The organism is Streptomyces roseoviridis, assembly GCF_039535235.1.
In the GTDB taxonomy this organism is placed as follows: domain Bacteria; phylum Actinomycetota; class Actinomycetes; order Streptomycetales; family Streptomycetaceae; genus Streptomyces; species Streptomyces roseoviridis.
This window is the reverse complement of record NZ_BAAAWU010000001.1, coordinates 1,814,741-1,839,381: the sequence shown is the minus strand read 5'-3', so window position 1 is coordinate 1,839,381 and position 24,641 is coordinate 1,814,741. Positions and strand designations below refer to the sequence as shown.

The following is a 24,641-nucleotide window of genomic DNA, read 5'->3' as shown; positions in this document are numbered from 1 at the left end:
CGAAACAATGCGAAAACACCCATATCTGCTCCCTAGCGTACTCAGGGTCGGAATCCCGCAACAGGCAACGAAGTCGGACCAGGGCCGTCACGTAGCTCATTCGGGGACGCGCCGTGAGGTTTGCGAGACTGGGGAAGTGAGAAGTGCAGCTCCCGCCCCGCGGGTCATCGCCGTCGTCGGTCCCACAGCGGCCGGAAAGTCCGATCTGGGCGTTTTCCTGGCCCAGCAGCTGGGCGGCGAGGTCGTCAACGCCGACTCGATGCAGCTCTACCGAGGGATGGACATCGGCACCGCCAAACTGACGGTGGAGGAGCGCGGCGGCGTCCCGCACCACCTCCTCGACATCTGGGACGTCACCGAGGCCGCCAGCGTCGCCGAGTACCAGCGCCTCGCCCGCGCCGAGATCGACCGGCTGCTCGCCGAGGGCCGCACCCCCGTCCTCGTCGGCGGCTCCGGCCTGTACGTCCGCGGCGCCATCGACGTCCTGGACTTCCCCGGCACGGACCCGGAGGTCCGGGCCCGCCTGGAGGCCGAGCTGGAGGAGCGCGGCTCCGGCGTCCTGCACGCCCGGCTCGCCGTCGCGGACCCCGAGGCCGCCCGCGCGATCCTGCCGAGCAACGGCCGGCGCATCGTCCGCGCCCTGGAGGTCATCGAGATCACCGGCAAGCCGTTCACGGCCAACCTCCCCGGCCACGACTCCGTCTACGACACCGTGCAGATCGGCGTCGACGTCGCCCGCCCCGAGCTCGACGAACGCATCGCCACCCGGGTCGACCGCATGTGGGAGGCCGGCCTCGTCGACGAGGTCCGCGCCCTGGAGGCGCGCGGTCTGCGCGAGGGGCGCACGGCCGCCCGCGCGCTCGGCTACCAGCAGGTGCTCGCGGCGCTCGCGGGGGAGTGCACGGAGGACGAGGCGCGGGCCGAGACGGTGCGCGCCACCAAGCGCTTCGCGCGCCGTCAGGACTCGTGGTTCCGGCGCGATCCCCGTGTCCACTGGCTCAGCGGCGCCGCCGCGGACCGCGGGGAACTCCCCGGGCGGGCCCTCGCGTTGATCGAACGAGCGGTTACAGCCTGATCACGTGATGGCATCGGGACGTCATGCCCGTCATTCCGGGGGGCGGGAGCGTGCCATCATCGAGCATCGATCGACCAAGTGGAGTCCGAGTTGGGAGGGCGCGTGGCGATGGAGGCCGGCCCTCGCGACACAGAGCAGCAAGCCGCCGTCCGGGGCGAAAGCACCGGTGGGGCGCCCGGACTGACCCCTGACGGCCCCGACGAGGCCGAGGGCAGCGCCGTCGAGGTGGACGCGGCGGAAGTCGAGGTGGAACTGCGCCCGCAGCGCCGCCTGAGGATCTGGCAGCTCGCCCCGATCGTCGGGCTCGCCGCCCTCGGCTCCCTGATGTTCGCCTTCCCGCTCGCCTTCGGCTCGGGCGACGGCGGCGCCGTCGTCGCCATGCTGGGCCTGCTGATCAGCTGCTGCGCGGCCGGCTGGGGCATGATGGCCGCCCGCCGGGTCGGCCACACCTGGCCCGGCCTGCCCGCCCGCGGCTCCGGCGAACGCCCCGACTGGCGCGTCCTCGCCCTGTACGTGTCGCTCAGCGCCCTCGTGGTCGCCCTGGCGGTCTGGCGCGTGGCCCGCCTGCGCTGAGCGCCCCGCCCGGCGAGAACGCGCGGTGACGGGCGCCCCTGGCCCCGTGCCGCCCTGTCCGGCCGGGCGCCCCTGGCCCCGTACCGGCCTGTCCCGCCGGGCCCGGCCGGGGCCACGGCGCCGGGCGCCCTCGTACCCGACCACCCGCGCCCAGGCCCGCGCCCCCACCCCGTACCGCTCACCGGACGGCCGGGCCCCCCGTCGTACCCGACCCGTACAGTTGATCCCGTGACCAACGCGCAGACCTCGCCCCTCGTCTTCCTCAAGGGCCACGGCACCGAGAACGACTTCGTCATCGTCCCCGACGCCGACAACGCCGTGGACCTGCCCCCGGCCCTCGTGGCCCGGCTGTGCGACCGCCGGGCCGGCATCGGCGGCGACGGCGTGCTGCACGTGGTGCGCAGCGCCGCCCACCCCGAGGCGCGCGCCATGGCCGACGAGGCCGAGTGGTTCATGGACTACCGCAACGCCGACGGCTCCGTCGCCGAGATGTGCGGCAACGGCGTGCGCGTCTTCGCCCGCTACCTCCAGCACGCCGGCCACGTCACCGCCGGTGAGGTCGCCGTCGCCACCCGCGGCGGTATCAAGCGCGTCCACCTCGACAAGGACGGCTCGGTCACCGTCTCCATGGGCCGCGCGGTGCTGCCCGAGGAGGGCGTCACCGTCACCGTCGACGGCCGCAGCTGGCCCGCCCGCAACGTGAACATGGGCAACCCCCACGCGGTCGCCTTCGTCGACGACCTCGCCCACGCGGGCACCCTCTACGACGAGCCCCCGTACGAGCCCGCCGGGGTGTATCCGAGCGGCGTCAACATCGAGTTCGTCGCCGACCGCGGTCCCCGCCACGTCGCCATGCGCGTCCACGAGCGCGGCGCCGCCGAGACCCGCTCCTGCGGTACGGGCGCCTGCGCCGTCGCCGTCGCCACCGCCCGCCGCGACGGCCTCGACCCGGCCCAGACCGGGGCCCCCGTCACGTACACCGTCGACGTCCTCGGCGGCACCCTCGTCATCACCGAGCACCCCGACGGCGAGATCGAGATGACCGGCCCCGCCGTGATCGTCGCCGAGGGCACCGTCGAGCCGTCCTGGCTCGACGCCTCCGCCTGAGCCGCCCGCGGCACCGCCCGGCCCTCGCGCGGGCGCGCCGGGACCCGGCGCGAGGGGCCGGATCCCCCACGGTCAACGACTGATTCGTCCCTCGAATGGGTGATCCGGTTCACGCTCGGCGAGAGCGCGACTGCGCCACGTGGTGGGGTCGGTAGCATCAAGCACCGGCCCACCGGGCATGCCGGCCCGGTTCCGCCGGTCGACGCCGCCGGAGGTGCCCCCCATGAGCGCAGAGGCCATCAATCCCGTGAGCGAGGCCGGGGCCAGTGGCCCCGACGCTCCCGGCCGCAGACGAGGCCGCCCGAGGATCGACCTGCGCAGGATCGGCCGCGCCGCCCTGCTCGGCGCGACCGCGGGACCCGCCGTGCGCGACCGCCTGCCCGACGCCATCGGGCACGTCGCCGAGGCCCACCGGGCCCACCACCCCGACGCCGACCTGTCCGTGCTCCGCCGGGCGTACGTGCTCGCCGAGTCCTCGCACCGGGGCCAGTTCCGCAAGAGCGGCGAGCCGTACATCACCCACCCGCTCGCGGTCACCCTGATCCTCGCCGAACTCGGCGCCGAGACGACCACGTTGACCGCCTCCCTGCTCCACGACACCGTGGAGGACACCGAAGTGACGCTCGAACAGGTCCGGCGGGAGTTCGGCGACGAGGTCGCCTACCTCGTCGACGGCGTCACCAAGCTGGAGAAGGTCGACTACGGCGCGGCGGCCGAGCCCGAGACCTTCCGCAAGATGCTCGTCGCCACCGGCAACGACGTCCGCGTCATGTCCATCAAACTCGCCGACCGGCTGCACAACATGCGCACCCTCGGCGTGATGCGCCCGGAGAAGCAGGCCCGCATCGCCCGGGTCACCCGGGACGTCCTCATCCCGCTCGCCGAGCGCCTCGGCGTCCAGGCCCTCAAGACGGAGCTGGAGGACCTCGTCTTCGCGATCCTCCACCCCGAGGAGTACGAGGCCACCCGGGCCGTCATCGCCGACGCCCCCGGCGCGGCCGACGCCCTCGCCGCCGTCGCCGAACAGGTCTCCGCCGTGCTCCGCGACGCGGGCATCGGCGCGGAAGTCCTCGTCCGTCCGCGGCACTTCGTGTCCGTCCACCGCGTCCGCCTCAAGCGCGGCGAACTGCGCGGCAGCGACTTCGGGCGGCTGCTCGTCCTGGTCGCCGAGGACGCCGACTGCTACGCCGTCCTCGGCGAACTGCACACCTGCTTCACCCCGGTGATCTCCGAGTTCAAGGACTTCATCGCGGCCCCCAAGTTCAACCTCTACCAGTCGCTGCACACCGCCGTCGCCGCCCCCGACGGCGCCGTCGCCGAAGTGCTCATCCGCACCCACCGGATGCACAAGGTCGCCGAGGCCGGCGTGGTCGCCCTCGGCAACCCGTACAACGGCCAGGAGACGGCGCCGGGGGAGTGCGTCGAGGACGGCGAGCGCGCCGACCCGACCCGGCCCGGCTGGCTGTCCCGGCTGCTCGACTGGCAGCAGTCCGCCCCCGATCCCGACACCTTCTGGACCTCCCTGCGGGCCGACCTCGCCCAGGACCAGGAGATCACCGTCTTCCCCACCGACGGCGACACCCCCGGCGCGATCAGCCTGCCCGCCGGAGCCACCTGCGTCGACGCCGCCTACGCCCAACACGGAGACGCCGCTCACGGCTGTCTGGGGGCGCGGGTCAACGGCCGGCTCGCGCCCCTCGGCACCGTGCTCCAGGACGGCGACACCGTCCAGCTGCTGCTCGCCCAGGACGCCGGTTCCGGGCCTCCTCCGGAATGGCTCGACCACGCCAGGACCCCCGCCGCCCGCATCGCCATCACCGGCTGGCTCCAGGCCCACCCCGAGGCCGCCAAGGACCCCGCGGCCACCCCCCGGCCACCGGTCACCGTCACCGCCGACCGGCGCTCCGGGGCGAGGCTGCGCGTCGAGCTCCCCGGGCCGGAGGGCGTCGCGCCGCCCGCCGTGCGGCCGGCGGGGTGCTGCACGCCCGTACCGTCCGACGAGATCACCGGCTTCGTCGTCCGCGGCGGCTCCGTCACCGTCCACCGCACCGGCTGCGCCTCCGCCGACGCCATGAAGCGCCTAGGCCGGGCGCCGGTCACCGTCCACTGGGGCGACACCGCCGCCTGCCGGGTCACCCTCGTCGCCGAGTCCTTCGGCCGGCCGCGGCTCCTCGCCGACCTCACCGAGGCCATCGCCGCCGAGGGCGCCGCCGTCGTCTCCGCCACCGTCGAACCCCCCAGCGAGCAGCGGGTCCGCCACACGTACACCCTCCAGCTGCCCGACGCGGCCCGGCTGCCCGCGCTGATGAAGGCGATGCGGGACGTGCCGGGGGTGTACGACGTGAGCCGGGCGCGGCACCAGGCGGCGCCGCAGCTCTGACGCCGGATCCCGGATCCCGGATCCCGTGCGCGGGATCCGGGATCCGCTCCCCCTGCCCCCTTCGAGTGGCAGGTGCGCGCGCCGCCCCGGGGAGCGCCGCGTCCCCTGGTAGCGGTAACCCATGCCGCTCCCCTCCCGCACGCCCCGTGAACGGGCTCCCCGCGCGCGTGCCCTGCGCTCCGCCGTCCTCGTCGCCCTCTCCGCGGGGCTCGTCGCCGCCGCCCTGCCCGCGCCCACGCCGCTGGGCATCGGAGACCCGCTCTTCCCCCACCTGGGCAACCCCGGCTACGACGTCCTGACCTACGACATCGACCTCACCTACAAGGGTCCCAACACCGCCCTGCTCGACGGCGTCACCCGGATCAAGGCGCTGGCCACCGGCGACCTGGAACGGATCAACCTCGACTTCACGCACGGCACCGTCTCCACCGTCACCGTGGCGGGCGAGCGGGCCGACTGGACGACCAGCGGCGAGGACCTGGTGATCACCCCCGCACGGCCGGTGGACCGGGGGGAGGCGGTCGAGATCGCCGTCGCCCACACCAGCGACCCCAGCGGCCCGGCCACGTCCGGCGGCTGGGTCCGCACCGGCGACGGCCTCGCCATGGCGAACCAGGCGGACGCCGCCCACCGCGTCTTCCCCTCCAACGACCACCCCTCCGACAAGGCGTTCTTCACCTTCCGGATCACGGCGCCGAACGACCTCACGGCCGTGGCGAACGGCCTGGCCGGCGAGCCGGTCCGCAACGGCCCGACCACCACCTGGACCTACCGCACCGCCCACCCCATGGCCACCGAGCTCGCCCAGGTCTCCATCGGCACGTCCACCGTCGTGCACCGCGAGGGTCCCCGCGGACTGCCGGTACGGGACGTCGTGCGCACCGCCGACCGGGAGGTCCTGGAGCCCTGGCTCCGGCGCACCCCGGGCCACCTGGAATGGATGGAGGCCCACGTCGGCCCGTACCCGTTCGAGAACTACGGGGTGCTGGTCGCGGACGCCGAGACCGGCTTCGAGCTGGAGACCCAGACCCTCTCGCTCTTCGAGCGGCGCCTGTTCACCGGGCCCGGCTACCCGAAGTGGTTCGTCGACTCCGTCATGGTCCACGAGCTCGCCCACCAGTGGTTCGGCGACAGCGTCTCGCCGCGCACCTGGTCGGACCTCTGGCTCAACGAGGGCCACGCCACCTGGTACGAGGCCCTGTACGCGGAGGAGAACGGCGGGCCCGCCCTGGAACGGCGCATGAAGGCCGCGTACGCCGCCTCCGACGGGTGGCGCGCGGCGGGCGGCCCGCCCGCCGCGCCCAAGCCGCCGGCGCCCGGCCAGAAGATCAGCCTGTTCCGCCCCGTGGTCTACGACGGCAGCGCCCTGGTCCTGTACGCGCTGCGCCACGAGATCGGCGCCGACGCCTTCGGGCGCCTGGAGCGGCGCTGGGTGGCCGACCACCGGGACGGCACGGCCACCACCGCCGACTTCACCGCCCTCGCGGCCGAGGTCGCGGGGCGGGACCTGACCCGGTTCTTCGCCGACTGGCTCTACGCGGCGAAGACTCCGCCCATGCCGGGGCACCCGGACTGGCGCAGCCGGGCCCCGGAGCGCGCCGCCGGCCCGGAGGCGCGCCGGGCCCGGTGAAACCCGGGTGACGCGGGCCGCCCCGCCGTGCCACCATCTTCAGGTCGGCGGCGCGGCCGGGCCCCGGGAATTCTTTCCGGGCATCACGCGTTGTGACTGCCGTAACGACTTTTCTTCGACGTAAGGATCAAATGACCTCCTCTTCTTCCCCTTCCCAGGACAAGCAGAGCTTCGCGGAGACGAGCCGCACCGAGAGCCTTCGGGCCGATGCCCTGATGGAAGAGGACGTCGCCTGGAGCCACGAGATCGACGGAGAGCGGGACGGCGACCAGTTCGACCGCTCCGAGCGCGCGGCTCTGCGCCGTGTCGCCGGCCTCTCCACCGAGCTCGAGGACGTCACCGAGGTCGAGTACCGCCAGCTGCGCCTGGAGCGCGTCGTGCTGGTCGGTGTGTGGACCTCGGGGACGGTCCAGGATGCGGAGAACTCCCTCGCGGAGCTCGCGGCCCTCGCCGAGACGGCGGGTGCCCTCGTGCTCGACGGCGTCATCCAGCGCCGCGACAAGCCGGATCCGGCCACCTTCATCGGCTCGGGCAAGGCGCAGGAGCTCCGGGACATCGTCCTGGAGACCGGTGCCGACACCGTCGTCTGCGACGGTGAGCTCAGCCCCGGCCAGCTCATCGCACTCGAGGACGTCGTCAAGGTGAAGGTGGTCGACCGGACCGCCCTCATCCTCGACATCTTCGCCCAGCACGCCAAGTCCCGAGAGGGCAAGGCGCAGGTCGCTCTCGCGCAGATGCAGTACATGCTGCCGCGACTGCGCGGCTGGGGTCAGTCGCTCTCCCGGCAGATGGGTGGCGGCGGCGGTGGCGGCATGGCCACCCGCGGTCCCGGTGAGACCAAGATCGAGACGGACCGGCGCCGGATCCGCGAGAAGATGGCGAAGATGCGCCGGGAGATCGCGGAGATGAAGACCGGCCGCGACATCAAGCGGCAGGAGCGGCGTCGCCACAAGGTGCCGTCGGTCGCCATCGCCGGATACACCAACGCCGGCAAGTCCTCCCTGCTCAACCGCCTCACCGGCGCGGGCGTGCTGGTGGAGAACGCCCTGTTCGCCACCCTCGACCCGACCGTACGGCGGGCCGAGACGCCCACCGGCCGGGTCTACACCCTGGCCGACACCGTCGGCTTCGTCCGGCACCTGCCCCACCACCTGGTCGAGGCGTTCCGCTCCACCATGGAGGAGGTCGGCGACTCCGACCTCATCCTGCACGTGGTCGACGGCGCGCACCCCGCCCCGGAGGAGCAGCTGGCGGCCGTCCGCGAGGTGATCCGGGACGTCGGCGCGGTGGACGTGCCGGAGATCGTCGTGATCAACAAGGCGGACGCGGCGGACCCGCTGGTGCTCCAGCGGCTCCTGCGGGTCGAGAAGCACTCCATCGCGGTCTCCGCCCGCTCGGGCGAGGGCATCGAGGAGCTGCTGGCCCTCATCGACGCCCAGCTGCCGCGGCCGCAGGTCGAGATCGAGGTCCTCGTGCCGTACACGCAGGGCGGGCTCGTCTCGCGGGTGCACGCCGAGGGCGACCTCCTCTCCGAGGAGCACACCCCGGAGGGCACGCTGCTCAGGGCACGGGTGCACGAGGAGCTGGCGGCGTCGCTCGCGCCGTTCGTTCCGGCCGCGCACTGACCCGCCCGGCTCCGCCCGACGGACAGGGGCGGGGCCGTACGGAGACGTACACAAAGGCGCCGGCCGCCTCCCGAGAGGGAGGCGGCCGGCGCTTCGCGCGTATCCGGTCGGGACCGGCGGGTCGGATGCGGTCAGCGGGCGAACTTCTTGCTGACCATCTCGTGGGCCGCCTTGGCGCCCTTGCCCAGCTGCGGTCCGGCCAGCCAGCCGTTGCGGCCGGCGGGGCCGATCGAGGTGTTCGACACCAGCGCCGTCTTGCCGTTCGGCATGACGCGGAACCAGCCGCCGCCGGAGGAGCCGCCCGTCATGGTGCAGCCGATCCGGTACATGGTCGGCGTCGCCGGAGCGGTGGTGTACCGGGTGGCCCGGTCCAGGCACTTGTGCATGATCACGCCGTTGTACGGCGGCGCGGCCGGGTAGCCCCAGGCGCCGACGGTGCCGGTCCGCGCGGGCGCCGGAGCGGAGAAGTCCATCGGCAGGGCCGCGCCCACCGTCTCCTCCAGGGACTTGCGGCCCTTCTGCGGCTGGACGTGCAGCACGGCGTAGTCGTACGGCCAGGCCTGGTTGGTGCCGCCGTTCCTGATCCACTCGCCGGAGGTCACGGCCCAGTCGGCCCAGTACTGGCCGTACGGGTAGACCTGGTGCGGCTGCGCGTTGCGCAGCGCCGAGGGCGACTTGCCCAGGTCGTTGAAGGCGGGGACGAAGGTGATGTTGCGGTACCAGCCGCCCTTCTTGCCCGCGTGGACGCAGTGGCCCGCGGTCCACACCAGGTTGGACTTGCCGGGCCGGCGCGGGTCCTTCACGATCGTGCCGGAGCAGACCATGTGGCCCTTCGGCGAGTCGAAGAAGATCTTGCCGACCGGGGCGGCGTTGCGGTGGTACGGCGTCTTCTCGCGCTGCGCGGTCACCGGCCGCGGCACCGGGTCGCTGCCGCCGCCGGTCGCCTGCGTCTCGACGGTCGGGTCGGGGCTCGTCGCGGACTGCATCCGCTCGGTGTCCCACAGGCCGTCGATCACCGGGTTGACGAAGTCCTCGGCCTCACGGAGCCAGGTGGCCTGGTCCCAGTTCTGCCATTCGCCGTTCTTCCACTTGTCGATGTCGACGCCGTGCTTCTTCAGCTTGTCGAGACCGTCGGCGAGGGCGTCACCGGCGTCGCCGGCGGCCGGGCTCGCGGTGGCGGTGGCGGTGGTTTCGGCGGGCTTGTCGGCCGCCGGAGTCTCCGTCGGGCCGCAGGCAGTCGCGGTCAGCGCTATCGCGAGCGCCGCCGCCACGCCGGTGGCGGCGGGCATGAGTCGTATGGAACGCATGAAGTGGTTTCCCCCTGGGGTGTTCGCGCGTCCGGCCCGGGGCGGCTGCGGCCGCCACGGATGGTTTGCCATGGACGCGTCACTAGCGGTGCACAGTATGCCCGCACGGGCCGGGCGGGACCGCATCGGTCCCGCCCGACACCCGCGCGTGTCCTACTGGTTGGCGTACTTCTTGCTCACGCCCTCGTACAGGGCCTTCGCCTCGGCGCCGAGGCGCGGACCGGCCAGCCAGCCGGCCGACACCGGCCCGATCGACGTGTTCGACACCAGCGCCGGCTTGCCGTCCTTGCCGGTGGCCACCCAGCCGCCGCCGGAGGAACCGCCGGTCATGCTGCAGCCGATCCGGTACATCGTCGGCTGATCCGCCTTCACCGACAGCCGGCCCGGCTTGTCCGCGCACTGGAACATCTTCTGGCCGTCGAAGGGCTTGCCCGCCGGATAGCCCGTCGCCGTCATGCTCGCGATCTTCGGGACCGCGGGGGCGTTGAAGTCCACCGGCAGGGCCGCGCCGACCGTCTCCTCCAGCGACTTGCCCGTACCGCCCTTCTCCGGCGTCACGTGCAGCACCGCGTAGTCGTACGGAGCGCCCTTGCCGCCGGTCTGACCGCCCTGGTCGATCCACTGCTGCGAGGTCTGCGCCCAGTCGCTCCACCACACGCCGTACGGGGCGATCTCCTCGCGGGTCGCGCTCTCCAGCGCGGCCGTCGGCTTGCCGCTGTCGTTGTACGACGGGACGAAGGCGATGTTGCGGTACCAGCCGCCCTTCTTGCCCGCGTGCACACAGTGCCCGGCCGTCCAGACCATGTTGGACTTGCCCGGGTGCGCCGGGTCCTGCACGACCGTCGCCGAGCAGACCATCGAGCCCTCGGGGCCGTCGAAGAACACCTTGCCGGAGGCCGGCTCCGACGAGTGGTAGGGCGGCTGCACGGCCTTCGCCCGCACCGGCTCGGGCGTCGGGTCGGTCACGCCCTTGTCACCGGAGATGTCCTCCTCCTCGACCGGCTTGTCGGGACGCTCGGCGTCCCGCATCCGGTCCGGGTCCCAGAGGTCCTCGATGATCGGGTTGACGAAGTCCTTGGCCTCACGCAGCCACTTGTCCCTGTCCCAGTTCTTCCACTCGCCGCCCCGCCACCGGTCGACGTCGATCCCGTGCTCCTTCAGACGCTCCTTCAGGTCCGGCGGAATCGTGATCTTGCCGCCCGCGGACGGGGTCGCGGAGGCGGTGGGCTGCTTGTCACCCCCCGCGTTGTCCTCGGTCGGACCGCAGGCAGTCGCCGTCAGCGTCAGCGCCGCGACGGCGGACGCTGCGGCCAGCAGCGGACGAATCGATCGCATCTCGTGATCCCCCTGGGACTACGTCAACTTGTGCATAGGTGAACAACGGCGGCGCGGCAGCCCGCGTCGCACGAAGCCCCCACTATGCCGGTGCCGGAGGGGACGGTACGACGCAGGTCCGCGGTTCCGGCCCCGCACCGGTCGTTGCCGTGCCGTGATCCACGAGCCGCCAAGGATCTTGACGCCCGACCGTGATCCCCGGCAGACCCCGTCGTTGGTACGTGCGGGGGACACGACGGCAGCCTTCAGGACGCCCTCGGGCCGGCCCTGCAACGTACCGACGTGCAACGCAACCGTTACCGCGGGAGGACACCGAGCCGTGGCCGTGACCGAACCAGCTCCGGCCGTACCACCGGCCGCGCGGGCCTTGGAGGGCCCCCGCACGACCGTCGACGGCAGCGCCCACGAGGGCATCCTGCGCCGCCAGGCCCAGCGCGAATCCGCCGCCCGCACCTATGCGCGGTCCCTGCCGATCGTCCCCGTGCGGGCCAGAGGGCTCACCATCGAGGGCGCGGACGGCCGCCGCTACCTGGACTGCCTCTCCGGCGCGGGCACCCTGGCCCTCGGGCACAACCACCCCGTCGTCCTGGAGGCCATCCGCAAGGTCCTCGACTCGGGCGCACCCCTCCACGTCCTGGACCTCGCCACCCCCGTCAAGGACGCCTTCGTCACCGAACTGTTCGCCACCCTCCCCGCGGGGCTCGCCGACGACGCCCGCGTCCAGTTCTGCGGACCCGCCGGCACCGACGCCGTCGAAGCCGCCCTCAAACTCGTCCGCACCGCCACCGGCAGGAGCGGTGTCCTCGCCTTCAGCGGCGCCTACCACGGCATGACCGCCGGCGCCCTCGACGCCTCCGGCGGCGCCACCGACGTCCGCGTCGCCCGGCTGCCCTACCCCCGCTCCTACCGCTGCCCCTTCGGCGTCGGCGGCGACCGCGGCGCCGAACTCGCCGCCCGCTGGACCGAGAGCGTGCTCGACGACCCCAAGAGCGGCATCCCCACCCCGGCCGGGATGATCCTCGAACCCGTGCAGGGCGAAGGCGGCGTCATCCCCGCCCCGGACGACTGGCTGCGCCGCATGCGGGAGATCACCGAGGCCCGGTCCATCCCGCTGATCGCCGACGAGATCCAGACCGGAGTCGGCCGCACCGGCGCCTTCTGGGCCGTCGAACACAGCGGCGTCGTCCCCGACGTGATGGTCCTCTCCAAGGCCATCGGAGGCTCCCTCCCCCTCGCCGTCATCGTCTACAGGTCGGAGCTCGACGCCTGGGAACCCGGCGCCCACGCCGGCACCTTCCGTGGCAACCAGCTCGCCATGGCCGCGGGTGCCGCCACCCTGGCCTACGTACGCGAGAACCAGCTCGCCGAACGCGCCGGTGCCCTCGGCGCCCGCATGCTCGGACAGCTCCAGGGCCTCGCGGCGGCCCACCCCTCCATCGGCGACGTCCGCGGCCGCGGACTGATGATCGGCGTCGAACTCGTCGACCCGGAGGCCACCGGCCCCGACGGGCTCACCCCGCCACCGGACGCCGAGCTCGCCCGCGCCGTCCAGCGTCACTGCCTCGACCGAGGACTCATCGTCGAACTCGGCGGCCGTCTGGGCGCGGTGGTCCGCCTGCTGCCCCCGCTCACCCTCACCGACGAGCAGGCGGCCGCCGTCCTCGACCGCTTCGCCGACGCCCTGGCCGCTGCCGAACGGGCCCACCGGCCCCGACCGTCCGGATCGCCCCACTGAACCGGACCGCCTCCGACCGGTCCCCGCCCCCTCCCAAGGAACCCCGTGAACCCCACCCCCACCCCCACCCCCGCTCCTGAAGCGCCCGGCACCGGCACCGCCGGCGGCCCCCTGACGGCCGAACCCACCGTCCCCCGGCAGTACCCGGGCCCCCACCCCGCCCCGTACGAGCCGGGCGGCACCGCACCCGCCGGGGCCGGGGCGACGGCGCCCGACCCGCTGGACGACCCCGACCCGGCCCGCGCCGCGGACAGCGCCTCCGTCGAGAACCTGCTGCGCTGCTGGGTACGGGAGAAGAACCTCCCCGCGCCCAGCGGCGACGCCCCCCTGCGCATTCCCCTCGACACCAGCGGCACCGCCCTCCTCGTCCCCGTCCGCCACTGGTCGCCCACCGGCTGGCACCGCTTCGGCGCCCCCGCCATCGAGGGCCTCCCCGCCTCCGCGCCGCCCGTCGACGCCGTCACCCTCGCCGCCCTCCTCAGCCGCGAGACCGGCCGCCCCGAAGCCACCGAACTCGTCGGCCGGGTCGCCGACTCCACCCGCCGCACCGCCGAGTTCATCGCCGCACGCCGGCGCGACCCCCGGCCCGCCCCCGAGGCCGACCTCTTCCTCACCGCCGAACAGTCCCTGCTGCTCGGCCACCCCCTCCACCCCACCCCCAAGAGCCGCGAAGGACTCTCCGACGCCGAGGCCCGGCTCTACTCACCCGAACTCCACGGCTCCTTCCCCCTCCACTGGATGGCCGTCGACCCCGCCGTCCTCGCCACCGACTCCGCCTGGACCGAACAGGGCCGCCCTGTCGCCGCGGCCCAGCTCACCGCCGGCCTCGCCGAGGGCCTCGACCTCCCCACCGGCACCGCTGCCCTGCCCCTCCACCCCTGGCAGGCCCGGGAGCTCCGCCACCGCCCCGCCGTCGCCGCCCTCCTCGACGCGGGCCTCCTCCACGACCTCGGCCCCCACGGCAGCCACTGGCACCCCACCTCCTCCGTCCGCACCGTGCACCGCCCCGGCGCCCGCGCGATGCTCAAGCTCTCCCTCGGCGTACGGATCACCAACTCCCGCCGGGAGAACCTCCGCAAGGAACTCCACCGCGGCGTCGAGGTCCACCGGCTGCTGCGCACCGGCCTCGTCGACCAGTGGCAGGCCGCGCACCCCGGCTTCGACATCGTCCGCGACCCCGCCTGGCTCGCGGTCGACACCCCCGACGGCGAACCCGTCCCCGGACTCGACGTCATGATCCGCCACAACCCCTTCGCCGCCGGAGACGACGCCGTCTGCCTCGCCGGACTCACCGCCCCGCGGCCCTGGCCCGGCTCCACCCGGATGCGCTCACGCCTCGCCGACATCGTCCTCCGCCTCGCCTCCCGCACCGGACGCCCCACCACCGCGGTCGCCGCCGAGTGGTTCCTGCGCTACCTCGACCAGGTCGTCCGCCCCGTGCTCTGGCTCGACGGACAGGCCGGCGTCGCCCTGGAGGCCCACCAGCAGAACACCCTGGTCCTCCTCGACCCCGAAGGCTGGCCCGTCGGCGGCCGCTACCGCGACAACCAGGGCTACTACTTCCGCGAGTCCCGCCGTGACGACCTCGAAAGCCGCCTCCCCGGCATCGGCACCGTCAGCGACACCTTCGTCTCCGACCAGGTCACCGACGAACGCTTCGCCTACTACCTCGGCATCAACAACGTCCTCGGCCTCATCGGCGCCTTCGGCTCCCAGCACCTCGCCGACGAACGCGTCCTGCTCGCCGCCCTCCGCCAGTTCCTCACCGGCGTCACCAGCCTCGGCTCACCGCTGCCCCACCGGCTCCTGGAGGCGGCGACCCTGCGCTGCAAGGCCAACCTGCTCACCCGCCTCCACGGCCTCGACGAGCTCGTCGGCCCCGTCGACACCCAGTCCGTCTACGTCACCATCACCAACCCCCTCCGCACCTGAACCCACCACCCGAAACCACCCCGGCCGGCCCCGCCCGCCGACCCCACACGACCACCGGCCCCCCGCCCGCCGAGAGGAGAGCGCCCCGTGCCTCCCACCGAAGCGCACCCCGGCACCGCCGGCCCACCCGATGCCGACCACGTCGCCCACCCGAGCGCCGACCCGAGCGCCGACGACACCCTGGACCTGCACCTGCCCGAGGAACTCGCCGCCCTCCTCGCCCTGGGCGAGCAGCACCCCGGCGACACCGGCGACACCGGCGACCTCCTCGACGACCTCGCCGACTGGCGCCCGGCCGCCACGCCCGCCGGCCGCTTCCAGCTCGTCCCCGTCCGGCTCGACCGCGACCTGCCGCTCGTCGCCCGGTGGATGAACGACCCGGCCGTGGCCGCCTTCTGGGAGCTCCAGGGCCCCGACAGCGTCACCGCCGACCACCTCCGCGCCCAACTCCACGGCGACGGACGCAGCGTGCCCTGCCTCGGCGTCCTCGACTCCACACCGATGAGCTACTTCGAGATCTACCGCGCCGACCTCGACCCGCTCGCGCGCCACTACCCCGCACGCCCGCACGACACCGGGATCCACCTGCTCATCGGTGGCGCCGCCGACCGCGGCCGCGGCCTCGGCACCACGCTCCTGCGGGCCGTCGCGGACCTCGTCCTCGACCACCGGCCCCGGTGCACCCGGGTCATCGCCGAACCCGACCTGCGCAACACCCCCTCCGTGTCAGCCTTCCTGGCCGCCGGCTTCCGCCTCTCCGCGGAAATCGACCTGCCCGACAAACGAGCCGCGCTCATGATCCGCGACCGGGCCCTGCGCCACGTCCTCTGAACACCCTCTGCCTTACATACACCGCTCGACCCACAGCGGTTCCCACTCCGAGGAGTCCTCGTGTCGACGTCCCCTGCACCTCACGACTCCGCACCATCCACACCGTCGGACCTCTACGATCCCCCCGAGCTCCGGGCGGCCGCCTGGAGCAGGGCCGGTGCCCGTCTGCTGGCCAAGGCAGTCGCCGAGTTCGCCTACGAGGAGATCGTCCGGCCCCGGCCGGCCGACGGCCCCGGCCGCTACGCCCTCACCCTCGACGACGGCGGCACCCTCGCCTTCACCGCCCGCCGCGGCGCCTACGACAGCTGGCGGGTCGACCCCGGCTCGCTCACCCTCGACGGCAGGCCCGCCACCGACCCCCTCGCCTTCCTCGTCCGTGCCCGCCGGCTCCTCGCCCTCGACGGCGCCACCCTCGGCCACCTCATCCGCGAGCTGACCACCACCCTCGCCGCCGACACCCGGCTCGACCACACCGCCCTGCCGGCCGCCCGCCTCGCCGACCTCGGCTACGCGGAGCTGGAAGGCCACCAGACCGGCCACCCGTGGCTCGTCGCCAACAAGGGCCGGATCGGCTTCTCGGCCACCGACGCCGCCCGCTGGACCCCCGAGGCGCGCCGCCCCGCCCGCCTGCCCTGGATCGCGGTCAGCAGCCGGATCGCCGCCTACCGCGGCGCCCCCGGCCTCGACACCCCCGACCTGCTCTACGCCCGCGAACTGGACCCCGAGGTGCGGGAGACCTTCCACGGCACGCTGCGCGCCCGCGGCCTCGACCCCGACGGCTATCTGTTCCTGCCCGTCCACCCCTGGCAGTGGGACGAGATCCTGCTGCCGCTCTACGCCCCGGCGATCGCCACCGGAGCCGTGGTCCCGCTCCCCGCCGACCCCGACCTGCGACTGCCGCAGCAGTCCGTCCGTACCTTCCTCAACACCACCCGTCCCGACCGGCACACCGTCAAGCTGCCGCTCTCCGTCCTCAACACCCTGGTCTGGCGGGGCCTGCCCACCGAGCGCACCCTCGCCGCCCCCGCCGTCACCTCCTGGGTCCACGGCCTGCGCGACGCCGACCCCTTCCTGCGTGAGGAGTGCGGCGTGATCCTGCTCGGCGAGGTCGCGTCCGTGACCGTCGAGCACCCGCTGTACGACCGGCTGCCGGAAGTCCCGTACCAGTACAAGGAACTCCTCGGCGCCATCTGGCGCGAACCCCTCCGGCTGCCCCCCGGCGAGCGCGCCCGCACCCTCGCCTCGCTGCTCCACACCGACCCCGACGGGCGGGCCTTCGTCGCCGAGCTGGTCACCCGCTCGGACCTCGCCCCCCGGGCCTGGCTCCAGCGCCTCTTCGCCGCCCTGCTGCCGCCCCTGCTGCACTTCCTCTACCGGTACGGCACCGTCTTCTCCCCGCACGGCGAGAACGCCATCGTCGTCTACGACGAACAGGACGTGCCCGTCCGCCTGGCGATCAAGGACTTCGTCGACGACGTCAACGTCAGCGCCGTGCCGCTGCCCGAACACGCCTCCATGCCGGACGACGTCCGCGCCGTGCTCCTCACGGAGGAGCCCGACTTCCTCACCCAGTTCATCCATTCGGGCCTTTTCGTGGGCGTCTTCCGCTACCTGGCGCCGCTGTGCGAGGAACAACTCGACGTGCCCGAGGAGGAGTTCTGGACCCTGGTGCGTACCGAGATCCTCCGCCACCAGGCACGCTTCCCGGAGCTGAAGGAACGGTTCGAGCTGTTCGACCTCCTCGTCCCGAGGATCGAGCGGCTGTGCCTCAACCGCAACCGCCTCCACCTCGACGGCTACCGCGACCGCCCCGAGCGGCCCCACGCGGCCGTCCACGGCACCGTCCCCAACCCGCTCGCGTGATCACGGGGAGGACCCGGCTGTCAGTGCCGCCCCGTAGGCTGGGAGGGCTATGACGAAGCCATCCCTCCCCGATCTCCTCCACGCCGCCGTCACCGCCGTCGGCGGTGTGGAGCGCCCCGGCCAGGTCACCATGGCCGAGGCCGTTGCCGAGGCCATCGACGACGGTTCCCACCTCCTCGTCCAGGCCGGCACCGGCACCGGCAAGTCCCTCGGCTATCTCGTGCCGGCCCTGGCGCAGGGCGAGAGGGTGGTGGTCGCGACGGCGACGCTGGCGCTCCAGCGCCAGCTCGTCGAGCGCGACCTCCCGCGGACGGTCGACGCGCTCCATCCGCAGCTCCGCCGCCGCCCCGAGTTCGCCATGCTCAAGGGCCGGTCGAACTACCTGTGCCTGCACCGGCTGCACGAGGGCGTCCCGCAGGACGAGGAGGACGGACTCTTCGATCCCTTCGAGGCGGCCGCGCCGACCAGCAAGCTCGGCCAGGACCTGCTGCGGCTGCGGGACTGGTCGGACGAGACGGAGACCGGCGACCGGGACGACCTCACGCCGGGCGTCTCGGACCGGGCCTGGGCCCAGGTCTCGGTCTCCTCGCGCGAGTGCCTGGGCGCGAGCAAGTGCGCGTACGGGGCGGAGTGCTTCGCCGAGGCGGCCCGTGAGCGGGCCAAGCTGGCCGAGGTCGTCGTCACCAATCACGCGCTGCTCGCCATCGACGCGATCGAGGGTGCGCCGGTGCTGCCGCAGCACGAGGTGCTGATCGTCGACGAGGCCCATGAGCTGGTCTCCCGGGTGACCGGCGTGGCCACCGGCGAGCTCACGCCCGGCCAGGTGAACCGGGCGGTGCGACGGGCGGCGAAGCTGGTCGACGAGAAGGTGGCCGATCAGCTGCAGACCGCCGCCGAGGGTTTCGAGAAGCTGATGGAGCTGGCACTGCCCGGCCGCCTGGAGGAGATCCCGGAGGACCTCGGCTATGCGCTGATGGCCCTGCGCGACGCCTCGCGGGCGGTGATCACCGCGCTCGGATCCACCCGCGACCGCTCCGTGCAGGACGAGGACGCCGTGCGCAAGCAGGCCCTCGCCTCGGTGGAGACCGTCCACGGGGTGGCCGAGCGGATCACCCAGGGCTCCGAGTGGGACGTCGTCTGGTACGAGCGGCACGACCGCTTCGGTGCCTCGCTGCGGGTCGCGCCGCTCAGTGTCTCCGGCCTGCTGCGGGAGAAGCTGTTCGCGGACCGCTCGGTGGTGCTGACCTCGGCCACCCTCAAGCTGGGCGGCGACTTCAACGGGGTGGGAGCCTCGCTGGGGCTCGCGCCCGAGGGCACTCAGGGCGAGGACCTGCCGGTGTGGAAGGGCATCGACGTCGGATCGCCCTTCGACTACCCCAAGCAGGGCATCCTGTACGTGGCCAAGCACCTCAACCGGCCCGCCCGGGACGGTGAGCGGGGCGACATGCACGACGAGCTGACCGAGCTGATCCAGGCCGCCGGCGGTCGGACGCTGGGGCTGTTCTCCTCGATGCGGGCCGCTCAGCAGGCGGCCGAGGAGCTGCGGACCCGGATCCCCGAGCTGCCGATCCTGCTCCAGGGCGAGGACACGCTCGGCGAGCTGATCAAGAACTTCGCCGCCGACCCGAAGACCTGTCTGTTCGGGACGCTGTCGTTGTGGCAGGGGGTGGACGTGCCCGGCCCCAGCTGCCAGCTGGTCGTCATGGACAAGATCCCGTTCCCGCGCCCGGACGACCCGCTGATGAGCGCGCGGCAGAAGGCGGTCGAGGAAGCCGGCGGCAACGGCTTCATGGCCGTGGCGGCGACCCACGCGGCGCTGCTCATGGCGCAGGGTGCCGGCCGGCTCGTACGGGCGACGGGGGACCGCGGCGTGGTCGCCGTCCTGGATCCGCGGCTCGCCACCGCCCGATACGGCAGCTATCTCAAGGCGTCGATGCCCGACTTCTGGTACACGACCGATCGCAATCAGGTGCGGCGGTCGCTGGCGGCCATCGACGCGGCCGCGCTCAAGGCGGCAGCCGACCAGCCCTGAGGGGCGTCCCGAGGCGCCCGAGGCGAGTGAACCGAAGGGGTGCGCCGAGGGAACCGTGCCGAGGCGCGCGCAGGCCCTGAGGAACGAGGGGGCGAGCACGGTCGGTGCCGTGAGCTCGGCTCCAGCGCCCCCGGAGGAGAACAGAGCCCAGAAAAAAGAGCCCCGGGACCGGCGCAGTGGGTCCCGGGGCCCGGTGCAGGGCCGACGTGGTGGGTCACACCCGTCGTAGCACGGCGACGACCTTGCCGAGGATGGTGGCCTCGTCGCCGGGGATCGGCTGGTAGGCCGCGTTGTGCGGCAGCAGCCAGACGTGGCCGTCCTCGCGCTTGAAGCGCTTGACCGTGGCCTCGCCGTCGAGCATGGCGGCCACGATGTCACCGTTCTCGGCGACGGGCTGGCGGCGGACCGTGACCCAGTCGCCGTCGCAGATCGCGGCCTCGATCATGGAGTCGCCGACGACCTTGAGGACGAACAGCTCGCCGTCACCGACCAGCTGCCGGGGAAGCGGGAACACGTCCTCGACCGACTCCTCGGCCAGGATGGGGCCACCGGCCGCGATGCGGCCGACCAGGGGAACGTAGGAGGCGGCGGGCTTGCCCGTCGTGTCCGTCGGCTGGGTGCTGGGCTGGTCGGAGCCGCGCACCTCGTACGCCCGGGGCCGGTGCGGGTCGCGACGGAGGAAGCCCTTGCGCTCGAGGGCCATGAGCTGGTGTGCCACGGAGGAGGTGCTGGAGAGGCCGACGGCCTGGCCGATCTCGCGCATCGACGGGGGGTATCCACGGCGCTGCACGGAGTCGCGGATGACCTCGATGACCCGGCGCTGCCGGTCGGTGAGGCCGGAGCTGTCGGCCCTGATGCCTGGAGGCCGGCCGGGGAGCGAGCGCGCGGGGCGGCCGGGCTCCCCCTCCCCGTTCATGACTGTGTCGTTCATGGCGTGTACCGGCTCGAGTCGGCCCTGGGAGCGGTCCTGGGCGGTAATGGTGGCACTGTCTGCGGTGGTGGTCACGTCGTCGGCCCCTCTCGAATGGTCTCCCTGGCTGGCACAACGGTAGTGGCTTTCGAAAGGTTGCGCCAAACACACGTTCGAGTGAAAATTCGCAGTTCGGCTTACGCGTACACATAGGTGGGTGTATATGCAGACCCCCGCCGTTCGAACGCGGTCGTCACGGTAGCCTTCACCACCGGGCCGCAGGGGACGGATTCCGTCCCCGGGGACGCCCTTCCAGTGTCGCACCGGCCACCCCGCAATCCGCGGCGCCGCGCCCTTCCCGTACCCTCATGCCCGTTCCCGCCGCGCTTCGCGCGCCCGTCGGCGGCGCGACACGCGCATGGTGCCGAAATTGCGGATGGACCCAAGATCTAGTGGTTGGATTGCATCCGCCACCCACAAGTAGTGGTCCCCGGTCTGCCGGGGGTGCTCGGATCGCCTATGCTGGTGGTCGCTTCGAGGGGGCCTTGACGGGCCCGGCGAAGCTATTCAGTCGTGCCGTGAGGGAGGGTCGGAACCAATGCACTGCCCCTTCTGCAGGCACCCCGACAGCCGTGTCGTCGACAGTCGCACCACCGACGACGGGACGTCGATCCGACGCCGCCGCCAGTGCCCCGACTGCTCCCGTCGCTTCACGACGGTGGAGACGTGTTCGCTCATGGTGGTGAAGCGGTCCGGGGTCACCGAGCCCTTCAGTCGTACCAAGGTCATCTCCGGCGTGCGCAAGGCGTGCCAGGGGCGGCCCGTCACCGAGGACGCCCTCGCCAAGCTCGGCCAGCGGGTCGAGGAGGCGGTGCGCGCCACCGGGAGCGCCGAGCTGACCACGCACGACGTGGGACTGGCCATCCTCGGCCCGCTGCAGGAACTCGACCTGGTCGCCTACCTGCGCTTCGCGTCCGTGTACAAGGCTTTCGACAGCCTCGAAGACTTCGAGGCCGCCATCGCGGAACTCCGTGAGCGGCCTCCCGCTGAGGACGGCGGGACCGCGGCGACCCCAGGGGTCCCCGTTCCCGCCCACGCCGCCGACTGACCGGCGGGCCGGACCGCCAGGGTCCGGCAGCCGGCCGCCGCGCGGCCGGGGAAGGACGTGCCCCGAGAGGCCCCTGAGGCGCTCGTGGCAGCAGCAGTACAGACAGCAGTACAGAAAACAGGGCCCTGGAATTTTCCGGGTGCTCCAGGGTGTTTTGCCCGTATATGGGAGGCGGCATGACAGAGACGGCGAGCGGTCCGGCACGTGGTTCCCGCACCAAGGGAGCCAAGGCGGCGAGCAAGGGCCTGCGTATCGAGCGCATCCACACCACCCCCGGCGTGCATCCGTACGACGAGGTGACCTGGGAGCGTCGTGACGTCGTCATGACCAACTGGCGCGACGGCTCGATCAACTTCGAGCAGCGAGGCGTCGAGTTCCCCGACTTCTGGTCGGTGAACGCGGTCAACATCGTCACCAGCAAGTACTTCCGCGGGGCCGTCGGCACCCCGCAGCGCGAGACCGGTCTCAAGCAGCTCATCGACCGGATCGTGAAGACCTACACCAAGGCCGGCGAGGACTACGGCTACTTCGCCTCGCCCGCCGACGCCGAGATCTTCGAGCACGAGCTGGCCTACGCCCTCCTGCACCAGATCTTCAGCTTCAACTCCCCGGTGTGGTTCAACGTCGGCACGCCGCAGCCCCAGCAGGTCTCCGCCTGCTTCATCCTGTCCGTCGACGACTCCATGGAGTCGATCCTCGACTGGTACAAGGAAGAGGGCATGATCTTCAAGGGCGGCTCCGGCGCCGGCCTGAACCTCTCCCGCATCCGCTCCTCCAAGGAGCTGCTCTCCTCCGGCGGCAACGCCTCCGGCCCGGTCTCCTTCATGCGCGGCGCCGACGCCTCCGCAGGAACGATCAAGTCGGGCGGCGCCACCCGCCGCGCGGCCAAGATGGTCATCCTCGACGTCGACCACCCGGACATCGAGGACTTCATCGAGACCAAGGTCAAGGAGGAGGAGAAGATCCGCGCCCTCCGTGACGCGGGCTTCGACATGGACCTGGGCGGCGACGACATCACGTCCGTCCAGTACCAGAACGCCAACAACTCCGTCCGCGTGAACGACGAGTTCATGAAGGCCGTGGAGTCCGGCGGCACGTTCGGCCTGCGCGCCCGCATGACCGGCGAGGTCATCGAGGAGGTCGACGCCAAGTCGCTCTTCCGCAAGATGGCCGAGGCCGCGTGGGCCTGTGCCGACCCGGGCATCCAGTACGACGACACGATCAACCACTGGCACACCTGCCCCGAGTCCGGCCGCATCAACGGCTCGAACCCGTGCAGCGAGTACATGCACCTGGACAACACGTCCTGCAACCTCGCCTCGCTGAACCTGATGAAGTTCCTCAAGGACGACGGCAAGGGCAACCAGTCCTTCGAGGTGGAGCGCTTCGCCAAGGTCGTCGAGCTCGTCATCACCGCGATGGACATCTCCATCTGCTTCGCCGACTTCCCGACCCAGAAGATCGGCGAGAACACCCGCGCCTTCCGCCAGCTCGGCATCGGGTACGCCAACCTCGGCGCCCTGCTGATGGCGACCGGCCACGCCTACGACTCCGACGGCGGCCGCGCCCTCGCCGGCGCCATCACCTCCCTGATGACCGGCACCTCCTACCGGCGCTCCGCCGAGCTCGCCGCGGTCGTCGGCCCGTACGACGGCTACGCCCGCAACGCCGAGCCGCACCAGCGGGTCATGAAGCAGCACGCCGACGCCAACGACAAGGCCGTCCGCATGGACGACCTGGACACCCCGATCTGGGCCGCCGCCACGGAGGCCTGGCAGGACGTGATCCGTCTCGGCGCCAAGAACGGCTTCCGCAACTCCCAGGCCTCGGTCATCGCCCCGACCGGCACCATCGGCCTCGCGATGTCCTGCGACACCACCGGCCTCGAGCCCGACCTCGCCCTGGTCAAGTTCAAGAAGCTGGTCGGCGGCGGCTCGATGCAGATCGTCAACGGCACCGTCCCGCAGGCCCTGCGCCGCCTGGGTTACCAGGAGGAGCAGATCGAGGCGATCGTCGCCCACATCGCCGAGCACGGCAACGTGATCGACGCCCCCGGCCTGAAGACCGAGCACTACGAGGTCTTCGACTGCGCCATGGGCGAGCGTTCCATCTCCGCGATGGGCCACGTCCGCATGATGGCCGCCATCCAGCCCTGGATCTCGGGCGCCCTGTCCAAGACGGTCAACATGCCGGAGTCGGCGACCGTCGAGGAGGTCGAGGAGATCTACTTCGAGGCGTGGAAGATGGGCGTCAAGGCGCTCGCGATCTACCGCGACAACTGCAAGGTCGGCCAGCCGCTCTCCGCCAAGAAGAAGGAGGACGAGAAGGCCGAGGTGACCGCGAAGACCGAGGCGACGATCCGCGAGGCCGTCGAGAAGGTCGTCGAGTACCGCCCGGTCCGCAAGCGCCTCCCCAAGGGCCGCCCGGGGATCACCACCTCCTTCACCGTCGGTGGCGCCGAGGGCTACATGACCGCCAACTCCTACCCGGACGACGGTCTCGGCGAGGTCTTCCTGAAGATGTCCAAGCAGGGCTCCACCCTGGCCGGCATGATGGACGCCTTCTCCATCGCCGTCTCCGTGGGTCTGCAGTACGGCGTCCCGCTGGAGACCTACGTCTCCAAGTTCACCAACATGCGCTTCGAGCCGGCCGGCATGACGGACGACCCGGACGTGCGGATGGCGCAGTCGATCGTCGACTACATCTTCCGTCGCCTGGCGCTCGACTTCCTGCCCTTCGAGACCCGCTCCGCCCTCGGCATCCACTCGGCCGAGGAGCGTCAGCGCCACCTGGAGACCGGTTCGTACGAGCCGGCCGAGGAGGACGTCGACGTCGAGGGTCTGGCCCAGTCCGCGCCCCGCGCCCAGGAGCTGAAGGCCGTCGCCGCCCCGGCCCCGAAGGCCGAGGTTCCGGCGCCCAAGCAGGCCCACACCTCCGCGGAGCTCGTGGAGATGCAGCTCGGCATCAGCGCGGACGCCCCGCTCTGCTTCTCCTGCGGTACGAAGATGCAGCGCGCCGGCTCCTGCTACATCTGCGAGGGCTGCGGCTCGACCAGCGGTTGCAGCTGACCGACTGACGCGTGAGTGAGAGGGTGCCGACCGGTGGTCGGCACCCTCTTCCGCGTGCGCGGACCTCTCCGTTCGCGCGCCGACGATCACTGGTTAGGCTCTGCCGTCGCGCGCACGGAGCGCGCCCAGG

At 72.5% G+C, this 24,641-nt stretch carries 16 protein-coding genes; 13 read left to right on the top strand and 3 right to left on the bottom strand.

Features of this window, described 5'->3' with window-relative positions:
• Nucleotides 1-136 precede the first annotated feature (136 nt).
• From miaA to hflX, 6 genes are all read left to right on the top strand, one after another.
• A complete protein-coding gene (gene miaA, locus ABD954_RS08225; RefSeq protein ID WP_345485141.1) occupies nucleotides 137-1,075 on the top strand; it encodes a tRNA (adenosine(37)-N6)-dimethylallyltransferase MiaA in 939 nt (312 codons plus the stop codon).
• Between the two features lie 108 nt (nucleotides 1,076-1,183).
• Complete coding sequence (locus tag ABD954_RS08220; RefSeq protein WP_345485139.1) at nucleotides 1,184-1,648, top strand: hypothetical protein; 465 nt, start codon at nucleotides 1,184-1,186, stop codon at nucleotides 1,646-1,648.
• A gap of 228 nt (nucleotides 1,649-1,876) precedes the next feature.
• Complete coding sequence (gene dapF, locus ABD954_RS08215; protein WP_345485137.1) at nucleotides 1,877-2,755, top strand: diaminopimelate epimerase; 879 nt, start codon at nucleotides 1,877-1,879, stop codon at nucleotides 2,753-2,755.
• A gap of 223 nt (nucleotides 2,756-2,978) precedes the next feature.
• A complete protein-coding gene (locus ABD954_RS08210; RefSeq protein ID WP_345485135.1) occupies nucleotides 2,979-5,135 on the top strand; it encodes a RelA/SpoT family protein in 2,157 nt (718 codons plus the stop codon).
• Between the two features lie 121 nt (nucleotides 5,136-5,256).
• Nucleotides 5,257-6,765, top strand: a complete 1,509-nt coding sequence (locus tag ABD954_RS08205) for a M1 family metallopeptidase (RefSeq protein ID WP_345485133.1) — start codon at nucleotides 5,257-5,259, stop codon at nucleotides 6,763-6,765.
• Between the two features lie 131 nt (nucleotides 6,766-6,896).
• Nucleotides 6,897-8,390: a GTPase HflX gene (gene hflX, locus ABD954_RS08200; protein WP_345485132.1), complete on the top strand. Its 1,494-nt coding sequence runs from the start codon at nucleotides 6,897-6,899 to the stop codon at nucleotides 8,388-8,390.
• A 131-nt stretch (nucleotides 8,391-8,521) separates the two neighbouring features.
• Here hflX and ABD954_RS08195 read toward each other — a convergent pair whose 3' ends face one another.
• Nucleotides 8,522-9,697 (bottom strand): trypsin-like serine peptidase, encoded by a 1,176-nt coding sequence (locus ABD954_RS08195; RefSeq protein ID WP_345485131.1) that lies wholly within the window; start codon nucleotides 9,695-9,697, stop codon nucleotides 8,522-8,524.
• A 153-nt stretch (nucleotides 9,698-9,850) separates the two neighbouring features.
• Nucleotides 9,851-11,032, bottom strand: coding sequence for a trypsin-like serine peptidase (locus ABD954_RS08190; protein WP_345485130.1), 1,182 nt, complete (start codon nucleotides 11,030-11,032; stop codon nucleotides 9,851-9,853).
• Nucleotides 11,033-11,351: 319 nt separating this feature from the next.
• Here ABD954_RS08190 and ABD954_RS08185 point away from each other — a divergent pair, with 319 nt between their 5' ends.
• The 5 genes from ABD954_RS08185 (at nucleotide 11,352) to ABD954_RS08165 (ending at nucleotide 19,425) form a co-directional block, all read left to right on the top strand.
• Nucleotides 11,352-12,767 carry a diaminobutyrate--2-oxoglutarate transaminase family protein gene (locus tag ABD954_RS08185; protein ID WP_382746055.1) on the top strand — a complete coding sequence of 472 codons (1,416 nt, stop codon included), beginning with the start codon at nucleotides 11,352-11,354 and terminating at the stop codon, nucleotides 12,765-12,767.
• A gap of 45 nt (nucleotides 12,768-12,812) precedes the next feature.
• On the top strand, nucleotides 12,813-14,699 hold the full coding sequence (locus ABD954_RS08180) for an IucA/IucC family protein (RefSeq protein ID WP_345485129.1): 1,887 nt from the start codon (nucleotides 12,813-12,815) through the stop codon (nucleotides 14,697-14,699).
• Between the two features lie 87 nt (nucleotides 14,700-14,786).
• Nucleotides 14,787-15,530 (top strand): GNAT family N-acetyltransferase, encoded by a 744-nt coding sequence (locus ABD954_RS08175; protein WP_382746057.1) that lies wholly within the window; start codon nucleotides 14,787-14,789, stop codon nucleotides 15,528-15,530.
• Between the two features lie 60 nt (nucleotides 15,531-15,590).
• Complete coding sequence (locus ABD954_RS08170; RefSeq protein ID WP_345485128.1) at nucleotides 15,591-17,393, top strand: IucA/IucC family protein; 1,803 nt, start codon at nucleotides 15,591-15,593, stop codon at nucleotides 17,391-17,393.
• A gap of 49 nt (nucleotides 17,394-17,442) precedes the next feature.
• Nucleotides 17,443-19,425 (top strand): ATP-dependent DNA helicase, encoded by a 1,983-nt coding sequence (locus ABD954_RS08165; RefSeq protein WP_345485127.1) that lies wholly within the window; start codon nucleotides 17,443-17,445, stop codon nucleotides 19,423-19,425.
• Nucleotides 19,426-19,639: 214 nt separating this feature from the next.
• Here the strand turns inward: ABD954_RS08165 and lexA are convergent, their stop codons facing one another.
• A complete protein-coding gene (gene lexA, locus ABD954_RS08160; protein WP_345485126.1) occupies nucleotides 19,640-20,431 on the bottom strand; it encodes a transcriptional repressor LexA in 792 nt (263 codons plus the stop codon).
• A 502-nt stretch (nucleotides 20,432-20,933) separates the two neighbouring features.
• Here lexA and nrdR point away from each other — a divergent pair.
• Both nrdR and ABD954_RS08150 read left to right on the top strand, forming a co-directional pair.
• Nucleotides 20,934-21,443 carry a transcriptional regulator NrdR gene (gene nrdR / locus ABD954_RS08155; protein ID WP_345485125.1) on the top strand — a complete coding sequence of 170 codons (510 nt, stop codon included), beginning with the start codon at nucleotides 20,934-20,936 and terminating at the stop codon, nucleotides 21,441-21,443.
• A gap of 176 nt (nucleotides 21,444-21,619) precedes the next feature.
• Entirely contained in the window at nucleotides 21,620-24,511 is a 2,892-nt protein-coding gene (locus ABD954_RS08150; RefSeq protein ID WP_345485124.1) for a vitamin B12-dependent ribonucleotide reductase, read from the top strand.
• The last annotated feature ends 130 nt before the right edge of the window (nucleotides 24,512-24,641 follow it).

Coding starts and splice junctions, on each gene's coding strand:
- hflX (WP_345485132.1), top strand. CDS start 6,897: ATGACCTCCTCTTCTTCCCCTTCCCAGGACAAGCAGAGCTTCGCGGAG.
- ABD954_RS08165 (WP_345485127.1), top strand. CDS start 17,443: ATGACGAAGCCATCCCTCCCCGATCTCCTCCACGCCGCCGTCACCGCC.
- ABD954_RS08195 (WP_345485131.1), bottom strand. CDS start 9,697: ATGCGTTCCATACGACTCATGCCCGCCGCCACCGGCGTGGCGGCGGCG.
- ABD954_RS08150 (WP_345485124.1), top strand. CDS start 21,620: ATGACAGAGACGGCGAGCGGTCCGGCACGTGGTTCCCGCACCAAGGGA.
- ABD954_RS08210 (WP_345485135.1), top strand. CDS start 2,979: ATGAGCGCAGAGGCCATCAATCCCGTGAGCGAGGCCGGGGCCAGTGGC.
- ABD954_RS08205 (WP_345485133.1), top strand. CDS start 5,257: ATGCCGCTCCCCTCCCGCACGCCCCGTGAACGGGCTCCCCGCGCGCGT.
- ABD954_RS08220 (WP_345485139.1), top strand. CDS start 1,184: ATGGAGGCCGGCCCTCGCGACACAGAGCAGCAAGCCGCCGTCCGGGGC.
- ABD954_RS08190 (WP_345485130.1), bottom strand. CDS start 11,032: ATGCGATCGATTCGTCCGCTGCTGGCCGCAGCGTCCGCCGTCGCGGCG.
- nrdR (WP_345485125.1), top strand. CDS start 20,934: ATGCACTGCCCCTTCTGCAGGCACCCCGACAGCCGTGTCGTCGACAGT.